The organism is Streptomyces olivaceoviridis, assembly GCF_014650115.1.
Classification (GTDB): Bacteria; Actinomycetota; Actinomycetes; order Streptomycetales; family Streptomycetaceae; genus Streptomyces; species Streptomyces olivaceoviridis.
This window is the reverse complement of record NZ_BMUI01000034.1, coordinates 16,620-29,351: the sequence shown is the minus strand read 5'-3', so window position 1 is coordinate 29,351 and position 12,732 is coordinate 16,620. Positions and strand designations below refer to the sequence as shown.

The 12,732-nt window shown below is 70.9% G+C and carries 13 protein-coding genes; 3 read left to right on the top strand and 10 right to left on the bottom strand.

All coding sequences use genetic code 11. The features are described 5' to 3' along the window. Positions 1 to 26: 26 nt before the first annotated feature. The 8 genes from IE273_RS37420 to IE273_RS37385 form a co-directional block, all read right to left on the bottom strand. Positions 27 to 1,127 (bottom strand): ketoacyl-ACP synthase III family protein, encoded by a 1,101-nt coding sequence (locus IE273_RS37420; protein ID WP_189819582.1) that lies wholly within the window; start codon positions 1,125 to 1,127, stop codon positions 27 to 29. 64 nt (positions 1,128 to 1,191) lie between these two features. Continuing rightward, a complete protein-coding gene (locus IE273_RS37415; RefSeq protein WP_268257533.1) occupies positions 1,192 to 1,854 on the bottom strand; it encodes an HAD family hydrolase in 663 nt (220 codons plus the stop codon). A 17-nt stretch (positions 1,855 to 1,871) separates the two neighbouring features. Continuing rightward, positions 1,872 to 3,221, bottom strand: coding sequence for an NAD(P)/FAD-dependent oxidoreductase (locus IE273_RS37410; protein ID WP_189819580.1), 1,350 nt, complete (start codon positions 3,219 to 3,221; stop codon positions 1,872 to 1,874). 28 nt (positions 3,222 to 3,249) lie between these two features. Beyond that, the gene (locus tag IE273_RS37405; protein ID WP_189819579.1) at positions 3,250 to 3,528 is read right to left on the bottom strand and encodes an acyl carrier protein; all 279 of its coding nucleotides are present in this window, start codon (positions 3,526 to 3,528) and stop codon (positions 3,250 to 3,252) included. Beyond that, positions 3,515 to 4,264, bottom strand: a complete 750-nt coding sequence (locus IE273_RS37400) for a class I SAM-dependent methyltransferase (RefSeq protein ID WP_189819578.1) — start codon at positions 4,262 to 4,264, stop codon at positions 3,515 to 3,517. Before IE273_RS37400 ends, IE273_RS37405 begins: the two co-directional genes overlap by 14 nt. Beyond that, complete coding sequence (locus IE273_RS37395) at positions 4,261 to 5,727, bottom strand: AMP-binding protein (RefSeq protein WP_189819577.1); 1,467 nt, start codon at positions 5,725 to 5,727, stop codon at positions 4,261 to 4,263. Before IE273_RS37395 ends, IE273_RS37400 begins: the two co-directional genes overlap by 4 nt. Further along, positions 5,724 to 6,851 carry an acyl-CoA dehydrogenase family protein gene (locus IE273_RS37390; RefSeq protein ID WP_189819576.1) on the bottom strand — a complete coding sequence of 376 codons (1,128 nt, stop codon included), beginning with the start codon at positions 6,849 to 6,851 and terminating at the stop codon, positions 5,724 to 5,726. The genes IE273_RS37395 and IE273_RS37390 overlap by 4 nt, the downstream gene beginning before the upstream one ends. A 10-nt stretch (positions 6,852 to 6,861) precedes the next feature. Next, positions 6,862 to 7,917, bottom strand: coding sequence for a ketoacyl-ACP synthase III family protein (locus tag IE273_RS37385; RefSeq protein WP_189819575.1), 1,056 nt, complete (start codon positions 7,915 to 7,917; stop codon positions 6,862 to 6,864). 700 nt (positions 7,918 to 8,617) lie between these two features. On the opposite strand from IE273_RS37385, the gene IE273_RS37380 reads away from it, so the two are divergent. Both IE273_RS37380 and IE273_RS45355 read left to right on the top strand, forming a co-directional pair. After that, on the top strand, positions 8,618 to 8,890 hold the full coding sequence (locus tag IE273_RS37380; protein WP_189819574.1) for a hypothetical protein: 273 nt from the start codon (positions 8,618 to 8,620) through the stop codon (positions 8,888 to 8,890). Next, positions 8,838 to 9,347, top strand: a complete 510-nt coding sequence (locus tag IE273_RS45355; protein ID WP_373309458.1) for an SDR family NAD(P)-dependent oxidoreductase — start codon at positions 8,838 to 8,840, stop codon at positions 9,345 to 9,347. Before IE273_RS37380 ends, IE273_RS45355 begins: the two co-directional genes overlap by 53 nt. Positions 9,348 to 9,868: 521 nt before the next feature. Here the strand turns inward: IE273_RS45355 and IE273_RS37370 are convergent. Beyond that, complete coding sequence (locus IE273_RS37370; RefSeq protein ID WP_189819573.1) at positions 9,869 to 10,771, bottom strand: hypothetical protein; 903 nt, start codon at positions 10,769 to 10,771, stop codon at positions 9,869 to 9,871. A 260-nt stretch (positions 10,772 to 11,031) separates the two neighbouring features. On the opposite strand from IE273_RS37370, the gene IE273_RS37365 reads away from it, so the two are divergent. After that, complete coding sequence (locus IE273_RS37365) at positions 11,032 to 11,907, top strand: IS5 family transposase (RefSeq protein WP_189819572.1); 876 nt, start codon at positions 11,032 to 11,034, stop codon at positions 11,905 to 11,907. Positions 11,908 to 11,928: 21 nt separating this feature from the next. On the opposite strand, the gene IE273_RS37360 is transcribed toward IE273_RS37365, so the two are convergent. Beyond that, entirely contained in the window at positions 11,929 to 12,375 is a 447-nt protein-coding gene (locus IE273_RS37360; protein WP_229887925.1) for a MarR family winged helix-turn-helix transcriptional regulator, read from the bottom strand. Between the last annotated feature and the right edge of the window lie 357 nt (positions 12,376 to 12,732).

The window sequence follows — 12,732 nt, the reverse complement described above, 5'->3', positions numbered from 1 at the left end:
AGCGGCCCCGTCCTGCTGCTGCGCCGTCACCTGGCACCTCCCGTCGCCATCGACATCCGCATCGACGTCGGCATCCCCAACCCCTGGGTCCAGGAGGGCAGTTCGCAGATGGTCAGGAGTACGGCCACGGCCGACCACCCCGGTGCGCCGCCGAACAGCAGCACGTGGTCGCCCGGGTCGAGCCGCCCGGTGCTCAGCAGGTGCTCCAGGGCGATGAACTGGTCGCTGGCCGAGGCGTGCCCGACCCCGCGCCCGAACTCCCACTGCGACCGGGAGACGTCCAGGCCGAGCGGCTCCATGACGCAGGTGCGGGTGGTCGCCTCGTCACCGTTGGGCACCAGCACCCAGCGCAGCTCGGAGGCCTTGACCCCGGCCTCGTCGAGGGCGGCGAACACCGTCTCCGAGCAGGCGCTCGCGATGCCGTCGGCGACACTCGTCCCGCCGACCTCGCGCACCCGCTCGTTGAACCGCTGGGCGCGCTCCACCGTGTCGATCCGGCGGCCCGCGGACCCGGTGGGGGGGAACAGCGGCTCGTCGCCGCGCGCCATCCCCTCGAACTCCGGGTAGACCCGGGAGACGACCGTCTCGACCCGGGCGAAGCCGCCGGCCGGGCTGATCACGACGGAGCTGGCCGCGTCGGCGGCGATCACCCCCATCGGTCCGCTGTCCCACCGGTTGAACAGCGGCGAGTTGAAGTTGTCCGCCGTGGTCAGCAGGATATCCGGCCGGCCGTCCGGCTGGTACGGCAGCAGGCCCGCGGCCAGTTGGACACCGGTGAGCATGCTGTTGCAGCCGTTGCGGATCTCCGTGCCCCCGGCCCCCGTGACGCCCAGCTCCCGCATCAGGTACCCCGTCGGCGACCACATCTCGGGCCCCTGGAAGAACGTCGCGCCGTGCAGCACCGTGCCGATCGCGGCGGCCCCGCCCGGGGAGCGGTCCAGCGCCGTCCGGGCGGCCCGTACGGCCATGTCGGGCGGTGACTCGGGCCCGGCGACCAGCACGCCGCGCAGCCCGCTCTCGGTGTGCGCCGTGGCGTCGTACAGACCCGCGGCGACCGCCTCGGACGCCGGGTAGGGGGCGGGCAGCCAGCAGCCCAGCCCGGCGAGGAACACGTCGGCCGGCCTCATGCCGGACCCCGGCCGTGGCTCGTGGGCGTCGTGCCCTGTCCGGTGCGCGAGGGTTCGGGTCCGTTCATATCGGTGCACCACTTTCTCGGGGTCGTATGGCAGCGGCGCCCGCGCCCACCAGGCGCGCGAGCCGCTCGACGGTCAGTGCGGACAGGTCCCGCACGGTGAGGGCCACCGGTTCCTCCGTGGGCGTGACCGAGACGGTGACACACCCCGCGGCCCGGCCGGCCCGGAGCCCGGCGGGCGAGTCCTCGACGACCACACACCTGCCCGGCACGATGCCGAGGCGGTCCGCGGCGGTGCGGTACGCCTCGGGGTCCGGTTTCGGGTGCCGTACCTCGTCACCGGCCACGGTCACCGCGAACACGGCCGCGGGGAGCGAGGGCAGGACGGCGTCCACCATCGCCCGGTACGACGACGACACCAGCGCGCACGGGACGCCCGCCCGCCGCAGCGCCCGGAGCAGGCGGGCGGCTCCGGGCAGCGGGGCGATCCCCGAGCGCAGCCGGTCGAGTACGCGGCCGCTGACGCGCGCGTACAGCTCCTGCTCGGTCATGGGTGAGCGCATGAGGCCGCGCAGCCGGGTCAGGTTCTCGGCGACGGCACGCCCGCGCAGTTCCTCCGGCCGGATCGCCGCGGCCGGCACGCCCGCCGCGCCGAGCACCGCCAACAGGGCGTGGTGCAGCAGGGGTTCGGTGTCGACGAGCGTTCCGTCCATGTCGAACATGACCGCCCACGGCGCGGTCAGAACAGCGCCCGGGAGCTGAGGGACACCTTCATGTCGCCCAGCAGCGGGTGCCAGAGGTGGCCGGGGTCCGCCTCCACGGCGGCGATGAACTCGCGCATCGCCGTCAGCGCGACCGGCTCCTGGTCGTCGTAGACGTCGCCCTGGAGCATCTTCAACACGTCGATGCGGTAGCGGGGGTCCTGGACGAAGGCGGTGAACAGGATGTTCAGGCGGTAGTAGATGGAGATGAACTCGTACCAGTTGGACACCCCGCGCCGCAGTCTGGTCACGTAGTTCTCGAAGCGGGCGGCCCTGAAGTCGCCTGCCTCGGCGGCGGCGATGATGTCGGCGCAGGCCAGCCGGGCGCTGTTCATGGCGACGCTGACTCCGCTGGAGAAGATCGGGTCGACGAACCGGGCGGCGTCGCCGATCATCACCATCCCGTCGTCGCACACCTTGCGCATGCCGTAGCTGTAGTCGCCCTCGGCCTTGAAGGGGCGCACCCGTACGGTCTTCCTCAGTGCGTCGTGCAGCAGGGGCCTGCTGGCCACCGAGTCCCAGAAGAACCCTTCGAGGTCGTCCTTTCCCTCCCTGAACCGTGCCTTCTGGGTGACGACCCCGACCGACGTGATCGTGTCGGTGATGGGGATCTGCCACACCCAGGTGTCGGTGAGCGGCAGGAAGTGGATGAAGATGTACTCGGCCTGGTTGTCGTCGTTCGCCAGGGCCTCCCGGTCGAGTCCCTCGAACCAGGTGTGCACGGCGTACTGCTTGAAGACCGGGTCGGGCACCTTGACCTTGAGCTGCCGTCCCAGCAGGGTGCCGCGTCCGCTGGCGTCGACGACCATCCGTACCGGCACCTCCGCTGTCGTCCCGCCCAGGGCGGCCCGCAGCACCGGACGGGTGGTGTCGGTGAAGTCGACGCCGCGCACCCGCACCCCGGAGAACACCTTCGCGCCCAGGCTCTCCGCGTGCTTGAGCAGGATGTGGTCGAACCGGCCGCGGTCGACGTGGAAGGTGTAGTCGCGGTCCACACCGAGCTGGTCACGTTCGTTGAACAGCACATCGGCGGCGCCGAGTCCGTGGTCGTGGACCTGGAAGCCGAGCGGGTCCACGTCGTCCGCGTTGGCCGACGTCCAGGCGGCGCCGTACTTGCGGGGGAAGCCCGCCGCCTCGATCTTGTCCATGGCGCCGATCTCCAGCAGCACCGGCGTGGTCGCCGGCACCAGGGACTCGCCCACGTGCTCCCGCGGGAAGAACGCGCTGTCGAAGACCGCGACCGACAGACCGGCCTTGGCCAGGTAGGACGCGGCGGTGGAACCGGCCGGGCCGCCGCCGATGATGCCGATGTCGTAGTCGTACGTCATTGTTCTCCTGTCAGGGGGAGGCGGTCCGTCAGAGGGAGGCGGTCTGGGAGCGGAGCAGCAGCACCAGTTCGGTGATCGTCTCCAGGGTGCGGAAGTGCTCACCGGTCATGTGCGCGGGCGGGACGCGCACGCCGTACGCGGTGCGGATGTGCGCCAGCAGCCGCGCGGTGCGCACCGAGTCCAGCACCCCCAGCTCCAGCAGCGGGCTGTCGGCGGTGAGCCGGCCGTCCGGCACGCCCGTCGCCAGTTCCTCCCGCACGTAGCGGAGCAGTCCGTCGAGCAGCGTCACGCGATCAAGGTCCGTCATGGGTTTCCTCCGGGTGTCGGGGCCGCGCCGGCGCACGTGCCACGAGGTATCTCGTGGGCAGTTCCAGCGGTTGCCCGCCGGCGGTGTGTTCCGTGGTGTGCAGGGCGATGTCGCCGTCGGCGACGACGTCGAATCCGCTGGCTTCGAACAGCAGCCGCAGGCGCCCGTCGTGGGCGGGGGCGATGCGGGCGCCGAAGTCGAAGTGGGCCGCCAGCCCGGCCGTTTTCGGCAGCCGGGCGCCGCCGGCGAGCAGTTCGGCGACGTACCAGCCGGTGCGCTCGGTCAGCTCCTGCGCGAACAGCACCCCGGTGCCGCCGAGCAGCAGCCTGATGGTCGCCAGCATTCTGGTGCGCTCGTCCGGGGCGAGCTGGTGCAGTACGCCGCGCATGTAGACGTTGACGTCGCCGAACTCCTCGCGCAGGGCCGTCACGGTGTCCTGGTCGAGCAGGTCGGCGCGGCGGTAGTCGACGTTGGGCGCCGGGTGCGACGCGGCGGCCAGTTCCACCGCGGCCCCCGCGATGTCCAGTCCGACGACCCGCCGGAAGTGCCCGGCCAGCCACTGCGTCTGCCGTCCGCTGCCGCAGCCGAGGTCGACCAGGGGCAGCGACGGGTCGGCGTGGTCCCGGAACAGCGGCAGGTGGCGTGCGGCGGTCAACCGCGGCGACGAGTCCCAGAGGGCGGCGCCGGGCTCGGCGGGCAGCGTCGACCAGAAGGCGTCCCAGGCCGGGCCCGTCATACGCCCGCTCCCCGGACCCGGCGGCCGTCGTCCGCCCGTGTGGACGCGGTCACCAGGCCGCCGAGCGCGGTGCGGTCGACCTTCCCGTTCGGGGTACGGGGGAAGCCGCTGACCGTGTGTACCGCGTCGACGGCCATGTACGGCGGCAGCAGGCGCGCGCAGTGTCGGCGCAGCTCCACGAGGTCCGGCGCCCGGCCGGTCACGGGGACGACGAAGGCGTGCAGCCGCGCGTCCAGGCCGTCGCCCAGGACCAGGACCACGGCGTCGCGTACCGCCTCGTGTGCGGTGAGCGCGGCGGCCACCTCGGCCGGCTCGACCCGGTGGCCTCGGACCTTCGCCATGTCGTCGGTCCGGCCCCGGTACTCCAGCAGCCCGTCGGCGTCGTACCGGCCGAGGTCGCCGGTGCGGTACGGTCCGGCCTGCGGCTGCCCGCCCCAGTAGCCGAGCATCACGGTCGGGCCGCTGACCACGATCTCACCGTCGTCCAGCGACACCGTGTTCCCGGCGGCGGGCGCTCCGATCGGGATGGCCGCGGTGCGCGCGAGGTCGGTGGCGGTCACCTCGTACGAGGTGCACACATTGGTCTCCGTCGGGCCGTACCAGTTGAGCATGCGGACGCCGGGCCAGGCGCGGCGCAGGTCCTTCAGCGGCTTCAGCGGGAACCGCTCGCCGGCGAAGACGCACGCGCGCAGCGCCCCCGGCCCGCGCTCCAGCAGTTCGCCGTACTCGGCCATGAGCACGAGGACGGACGGCACCGAGTACCAGACCGTGATCCGGCGTTCCAGCAGGAACTCGACCAGCGGTTGCGCGGCCTGGGCGAGGGTCTCGCCGATGAGGTGCACCGACGCGCCGGCCCGGAAGGCGGCGTAGAGGTCGAAGACCGACAGGTCGAAGCTGAACGCGGCGTGGTTCGCCAGCCGGTCGGCGGCCGTGAGGTCCAGTTCCCGGCAGGCCCAGTCGACGAAGGCGAGGGCGTTGCCGTGGCTCAGGCAGACGCCCTTCGGCGTCCCCGTCGAGCCGGAGGTGTAGAGGATGTACGCCGGGTCGGCGGCCCGGACCGGATGGGGGGCGGCGCCCGGGCCGCCCGCCACCTCCCGTGACAGGTCCGCCAAGGAGACGTGGGCGGCGCCGGCGACGTGTTCGCCGTGGTCGGTGACGATCAGGGCCGGACGTGCGTCCGCGGCGATCCGGGCGACCCGCCGGGCGGGATTGCCGCGCGGCACGGGCACGTGGATCGCGCCGCACCGTAGCACCGCCTGGGCGACGGCCACCGCCTCGCACGTCTTGCCGGTCCACACCAGGACCCGGTCGCCCGGCCGGACGCCGCGGCCGCGCAGCCCGGCCAGGTAGCGGTCGGCGCGCGCGTCCAGTTCGCCGTAGGTGAGATTGGTGGACACGTCACCGACCGCGAGCCCGTCCGGTGTCCAGGCGGCCGCGTCGGTCACCAGGCTGTAGAGGCTCATAGTCCCATCTCCTGGGCGATCAGGCGGCGCTGGATGTCGGAGGTGCCGGAGAACGTGGTGGCGGGCACGGCGTCGCGCAGGTGTTCCTCGATCCCGTGCTCCGTCTGGACGGCGCGGCCCCCGAAGATCCGGCCGGCGTCGAGGGCGGTGGCGACTGCGGCCTCGGACACGGCGAGTTTCGCCAGGGCGGCCCACAGGGCGGGGTCCTCGCCGCCGTCGATCCCGGCGCACGCCCGGTAGAGCAGGAGCCGTCCGCTCTCCAGCCGCAGCCGCATGTCCGCCAGCCGGTCGGCGACCGGCTGGAGGTCGGCGAGCCGCTTCCCGAACTGCCGGCGTTCCCGGACGTGCCGGACGCACCGCCGGATGAGGCGTTCCTGCTGGCCCAGGTAGATCGCGAACAGGCAAGACCGCTCCCACCGCATGGACGTCTGGAACACCAGCTGCCCCTGGCCGGGGCTGCCCAGCACCCGGTCGTCGGGCACGAAGCAGCGGGTGAAGCGCACCTCGCCGGCCTGGCAGGCGGTCAGCGCGGACTTCGCCATCGGCGGTCCGGCCGTGAGCCCGGGGGAGTCGCGGTCCACGGCGAACGCGGTGGCCCCGAAGTAGCCGCCGTGCGGATCGGTCGCCGCGTAGGTGACGTAGAGATCGGCGACCGGGCCGTTGCTGACGAAGCTCTTGACCCCGTCGAGAAGGTACCCGCCGTCGACCCTGGTGGCCGTGGTCGCCAGCCGGGAGACGTCCGATCCGGCGTCCGGCTCCGTCATGGCGTTGCCGGCCAGCAGTTCCCCCGAGCACAGGGCGGGGAGCAGCGCCTTCCGGATACGGGGAGGCGCGAACTCCAGCACCGGCCGGACACAGGCGAAGAGGTGGGCGGCGGCGGCGAAGAGCAGCCCGGTGTCCGCGCCGCCGTCGCTCGCCGCCTCGTACAGCAGGGCCGTGTCGAGGGCGCCCAGGCCCGCGCCGCCGTACTCCTCCGGGACGGCCGCGCCCAATAAGTGGAGCCCGGCCAGTTTCTTCCGCACCGCATTGCCGGATTCGGCGGTGAAAGCCCCGGAGATCTCCGGGGCGGCGGTCCGGGTGCGCGCGCGGCGCTCCCGTTGTTCAGCGCTCAGGCCGAAATCCATGCAACGCCCCTCATGAAGTGGTCGCCGGAAGGGCGGAGGACCAGTGCGGGGTCTCGATGATCTCGATCACGGCGCAGGCGATGTTCAGTCCGGGGCCGACGCCGAGCATCAGGAAATGGTCCCCGGCTCCCAGTTCGCCGGTGAGCAGGAGCTGTTCGAGTGCCACCAACTGGTCGCTGGCGCCGATATGGCCGACGGTGCGCCCCTGTTCCCAGGTGGAAAGGGACATCGGCAGCCCCAGCGGTATCATCGCGCGCCCTTCGACGCGTTCCCGTGACCCGTTGGCATAGGCGACGCGGGAGACGTCGTCCAGCGTGATTCCGGCTTCGTCGAGTGTACGGCCGACGAGTTCGTCCTGTGCGGCCACGAGTTTCAGCGGGCCGGCCGGGTCCCGGTCCGGGCCGTCCAGCCAGCGGTCCTTGGACGCGCCGAAGTCGAGCCGGCCGGGCCGGCCGGCCCCCGGCGGGAACAGTGGCTCGGGCCCGCGGTGCATGGCCTCGTACTCGGGCAGCGTGACCGCGTTGACGGACTTGAGCCGGGCGAAACCCTCCCGTCGGCTGAGGACGACGGCGGAGCCGGCGTCCCCCATCACGAAATGCGGACTGAACCGCCAGCGTTCCAGCAGGTCGGAGGTGAAGTTGTCGCCGGAGGTGAGCAGCGCGGCCTCGTGCTCGGGCGACGCCAGGAGGTGGCCCGCCGCCAGTTCCAGCGCGGAGAACATGCCCATGCAGCCCTGTCTGACCTCGGCCGCGGTGGCCTGCCCGGCGCCCAGGTGCCGCTGCACGTAGTACTGCGGGCACCAGCCGTGAGGCCCCTGGTACCAGACGCTGGCGTAGAGCAGCAGGCTCAGCGACGCCGGGTCCCGCCCGGCCCGGTCGAGCGCCTGGCGGCACGCCCGCACCGCCATCTCGGGGGCAGGGATCTCGCCCGCGACGGTGACGCTCGTGATGCCGTATTCCGCCGCGGCGGTCCGGTCGATCAGTTCCTGTTCGACCGCCCATCCGATGGGAACGCGGTCGGGTAAGAAGGACCCCAGACCGCTGATCAGCACAGCAGACGTTTTCATGGCCCACCCCGGATTTCTCGGTCGCGCATGCGCGAAGAATCACTGAAGAAACAGCTACGAGAAGAGGGTCGTTCGCGGAACGGCCCGTCGCTGACAACGTTTCCCGCAGGGGGGAGGGGCGTGCGACGGGCACGGGGAAAGTGAAGGTGGAGGGGAAGGAAGAGGTGAAGGAGAAGGGAAATGGGTGCGCACACTAGTGCGCGAAGGCGGCGGCCATGTGGGGACGCTTTGCCTCGTCAGCCCTCTGAAGTGCGCACCGTGTCGTCCGAAGGATATGTCCGGTTTCCGCTGTGCATGCGTGCAGCGACTCGCTCTGTCAATTCCTTCACGCAAGGGTGCACTTGGTCGAGGTGCGCGTCAAGATGTCGGCGACGACACGTGAGAGATATGTGAATAATGGGGCAGTATCAGCTGGTGCCCCGGCTCCGGGCCGGCCGTCGGATCCGCCGTTGCTTGAACACACGGACCGCGCCTGTGACGCCTCGGCGACGTCCACCGTTGTCGGCGGATACGTGTGCGTGCCGGACCGGGGCAGCAACCTGTTCAAGGTGCGGGCGGCCTCCAGCCGGGTGGTGTGGGGGCACCGGGTTGGCGAGTGCACCGGCGTCCCCGACGACCTCTCACACAACTCCCCGGCGTACTGGAAGGACGTGCTCGTCATCGGCGACGGCGCCCTCTTCGCCCGAAACGCGGCGTTGTCGTGCACGCGGACACGGACGGGCAGGATCCGAACGGCAACACCGTTTACGGCAACCAGATCGCCACCAACAACGTCAAGGGAGACCAGGGCACGCCCTCCGTCGGGCAGACCGCCGGTGTCGTCGTGCGCGCCGCCGGGTCGCTCGCCGTCACGGCGACGGGGAACACCATCGCCGACGACCACTTCGGTCTGTGGACCGCGGGGCCGGTGACCGTCAGCGGTGCCACCGGCAACACCTTCAAGGCCGCCCACGTCCAGGTGTTCACCAACTGAGACGCCCGTTGGAACACTCCCGCTCCGTTCGCCGGCCGCGGCTGGCGAACACGGCGGGGTCATACCCGATCGGCCCCCACACACATTGCTGTACCGAGCACATACAAATGCTGCGCGGCAGAGGAACGAACATATACGTTGGCGAGAAAACAGGAGAAGTCATGGATCTGCATCTCACGGGCCGGCGCGCGGTGGTCACCGGTGCAAGCCGGGGCATCGGTCTCGCGGTCGCCCGGGCCCTGGCCGCGGAAGGCGCCTCGGTGCCCTCGTCGCCCGGTCCGCAGGCCGTGCCGAGGAACAGTCCGCCCTGCTGCGCGAGGAGACCGGCGCCGAGGTCATCGCGGTCCCGGCCGACACCGGGGACGACACTTCGGTGGCGGAGATGGCCCGGGAGGTGCGGGAGCGGTTCGGTGACGTGGACATCCTGGTGAACAGCGCGGCCACCACTGCTTGTTGAGGCGGGTGGCCTCGGCCGTACGACGTTCTACCGGTGCACGCCGTACCTGGCGTTCATCGGCAGCGGCTTCGCACACCGCGAGGCCGTGAAGGACTGGAATCCGCCGGAGACGACGGTGCGACGGCCGCGAGATCACCGGCGGAAGACCAAGAAGGGCGACGAGGCATGACCAGGATCAACAGTGGCGATGACGTGCAGCGGTTGCTCAGAATGACGGGCGGCGTACGCCGAACCAACGGATCGTGGTCCTCCCACAACGGCAGCTCGCGCTTCGCTGATGATGGCGATGCAGGCTGGTCAGCTGTGAATCCGGGAAGCGTTGGCACTCGGGCACCCTGCTCAGAGATGGTGCCGAACACGGCCTGGAAGACGGCACCCGCCGCATTCACCGGCTCGACCTTAGGCGCTTGATGACAGACGCTGCCCTGGCGGTATCTAGCATGCGCTCAAAGCCGAGGCAGGTGCAGTCGGCCGGACCGGCCTGACTGCGGCCGGCGGGACCGCCACCACGACGACGCTCGTCAGAAAGTTCCACCGACGAAGCCGCCCGTGCCACCGGCTCCCGTCCCGCCACCGTACGCGTTACTCCTCGGCTCGGGTTTCCGACATGTGCGGAAGTCCTCGCCGAACGTGTCGTACCACCAGCGTCCCAGCGTGACCCCGTCGAACTCGCTTTGCGTCTCGGCGAGTGCGGCGTCGTCCCAGACCACTCGGCAACTGCCCCGGGCTAACTGCTCGGTCAGAGCCCGGCGCAGATCCCACAGGTGCACCCGTGCCGCGTCGGCGGTGAGGGCTGCCTCCGGCACGCCGGTGGACGCGACATCGTGGCGGAAGACGTACACGACACGGGCACCGCCGCGATCCGGGAAGGCCGCCCAGCCCCACAGCGGTCGTGCGGCCAGCTCCGCCCTGTGGCGCTGTGCCTCCTGCTCGCGCACTGCCTCCGCGCGCTGCCGCTCCTCCTCGGCGTTGATGCCCGCGCGGATCTCCAGGCGGACCGGGGCATACGCCACATCGGCCGCCTGGACGGCCTCGGAGTACCGCCGCCGCGCCTGCTCCCAGGCTTCCTCGGCGCGGCGCCACTCGCGGAACTTCCACCGCCGGGCGCGGGCCACCCGCTGCCGGACGGCCGCCACCTCGGCACTGATGCGGTCCACGGATTCTGCGTAGGCGTGGGCAGCATCCCGCCAACGCCGGAACTCCTCTTCCGTGCAGGCGACGTGCTTGCCCCAGGGCCTCGTCTCATACGGGCTGAACAAGAGGAACACCGAGGGGAGGGTGTCGTCGTCGCTCAAGAGATGCCCGGGCCGGAACTCCTCGACCTGTACGTAGCCCTCGCTGCGCTGCCCCTTCCCCGCGTGTTGCAGCATCTTGTTGGCCAGAGGCGAGTACAACTCCCGCGAGGACATCGCGAGTCGCTTCACATCAACCACCCCCACAAGCGGCTCACTTCAGCTTGCAGACAGCACCTCCCGATGGCAACCGATTGGAGCAGACGTCGACGTGCTGCGCCGGCTGCGCGCTCGGTGGCGGGGTGCGCATCGCGGGCCCGGATAAGCGGTCGTGAACGTCTACGGGGTGATGGATGCTGTTGCCTGACGGCGGGGGTGCATACGGTGTCCAGTCACCGGCCCGCCTAGGGTCTGTCGCGAAAGTGGATCTTGTGTGTTGATGATCAAGTCTCGTGGGACGTGGTGATCTGAGGAACGGCCAGTGGGCCCGGCTTGAGCCGTTGCTGCCGACGGGCATCAAGCCGGGTCGTCCGCAGGTGTGGACGCGGCGGCAGTTGATAGACGGCGTACGGTGGCGGACCAGGACGGGTGCGCCCTGGCGGGACGTGCCCGAGCGTTATGGGCCGTGGGACCGGGTCCATGACCTGTTCCGCCGCTGGCAGCGGGACGGCACCTGGGCGAGGATCCTCACCCAGCTCCAGGCCGAGGCCGATGCGGAGGGCCTGATCACCTGGGACGTCAACGTCGACTCCACCGTCTGCCGGGCCCACCAGCACGCCGCCGGGGCGGCGAAAAGCGGGACCTCCAAGAAGGAGCCGCCCGGCGGGGTCTTCGTTCAGCCGGCCGACCACGGCCTCGGACGCTCACGCGGCGGGCTGACCAGCAAAATCCACCTCGTGGTCGAGCAGGGTCAGAAGCCCCTGTCCGTCGTGATCACGGCCGGGCAGCGGGGCGACTGTCCGCAGTTCGAGCCGGTCCTGGAGGCCATCCGGGTTCCCCGCTTGGGTCTCGGCAGGCCACGCAAGCGCCCGGACCGGGTGCGGGCCGACAAGGCGTACGACTCCCGCGCCAATCGCCCCTACCTGCCCAGACGCGGGATCAAGGCCACCATCCCGGTTCCGGCGGACCGGGTCCGCAACCGCCTCAAGCGCGGATCGTATGGAGGGCGGCCACCGACGTTCGACAAGGACGACTACGAGCAGCGGCACGCGGTCGAGTGCGGGATCAACCGGCTCAAGGGCCACCGGGCCGTCGCCACCCGGTACGACGAACTCGCCGTCCACTACGCAGCGACAGTGCTGGTCGCAGCCATCAACGAGTGGCTGTGACCAGCACTTTCACAACAGACCCTAGACGGCTGTACCGACGCGAGCGACCAGCTGGTCCAGGGCGGCCAGTTGCCGTCGGTCGAGAGAGCCGAAGAGCTGCTGGAGCATCTCCGCTCCCGCCTGCTCGGCGGATGTCAGGACTGCCCGCCCCTTGTCCGTGACGGACACGGTCTTGCGTCGCCGGTCGTGCGAGTCGCCGGTACGCGTGACCAGGTCGAGCCGCTCCAGACCCTCCACGATCTGGGTGACCGAGCGCGGTGCCTGCTCGAGGGCTTTGGCGAGCTCGGCCTGGTGCAGCGGACCGCGGCCGGCCAGTACCTGGAGGACCTTCGCACGGGACAGGGAAAGTCCCGTGGCTGTGGTCATGTGTCGGTCGACGCGTTCTCGAACGCTGTGGGCCAGGGTGAGGAACGACAGTCCCACCTGTTCCGGTCCTGCGCTGGAGGTCGTCACTTCCTGCTCGTTCATGGTGCCGGGTATCCTCCCACAACATAATCGTGAGGTCCCACGCATGCGCCGCCCCGTAGCCTTGATCAGCGGGTCCACCTCCGGACCGGGCCGTAGCGCAGCCCTTTCACCCGCCGGCCGCGACTACCGCATCGGCGTGGTGGCCCGTTCCCGCGGCGAGGCCGAAGCCCTCGCGGCCGGACCGGAGACCGTGGCCGACGACGTCCAGGTCGATGTCTTCCAGTCGACTTCCAGTCGACCTGGCACTCCTCTCCCGGACGCGCCGCGTCGCAGCGGAGGTCGATCGACCGTTACCCGCAGCTCGACGTCCTGGTCGGCAATGCCGCTCTCCACGCCTTCAGTCAGCGCGTCACCGCG

Bases quoted from the DNA above. Each gene is read 5' to 3' on its own strand.
- IE273_RS37420 (WP_189819582.1), bottom strand. From the start codon at position 1,127: ATGAGGCCGGCCGACGTGTTCCTCGCCGGGCTGGGCTGCTGGCTGCCC.
- IE273_RS37415 (WP_268257533.1), bottom strand. From the start codon at position 1,854: ATGTTCGACATGGACGGAACGCTCGTCGACACCGAACCCCTGCTGCAC.
- IE273_RS37410 (WP_189819580.1), bottom strand. From the start codon at position 3,221: ATGACGTACGACTACGACATCGGCATCATCGGCGGCGGCCCGGCCGGT.
- IE273_RS37405 (WP_189819579.1), bottom strand. From the start codon at position 3,528: ATGACGGACCTTGATCGCGTGACGCTGCTCGACGGACTGCTCCGCTAC.
- IE273_RS37400 (WP_189819578.1), bottom strand. From the start codon at position 4,264: ATGACGGGCCCGGCCTGGGACGCCTTCTGGTCGACGCTGCCCGCCGAG.
- IE273_RS37395 (WP_189819577.1), bottom strand. From the start codon at position 5,727: ATGAGCCTCTACAGCCTGGTGACCGACGCGGCCGCCTGGACACCGGAC.
- IE273_RS37390 (WP_189819576.1), bottom strand. From the start codon at position 6,851: ATGGATTTCGGCCTGAGCGCTGAACAACGGGAGCGCCGCGCGCGCACC.
- IE273_RS37385 (WP_189819575.1), bottom strand. From the start codon at position 7,917: ATGAAAACGTCTGCTGTGCTGATCAGCGGTCTGGGGTCCTTCTTACCC.
- IE273_RS37360 (WP_229887925.1), bottom strand. From the start codon at position 12,375: ATGAACGAGCAGGAAGTGACGACCTCCAGCGCAGGACCGGAACAGGTG.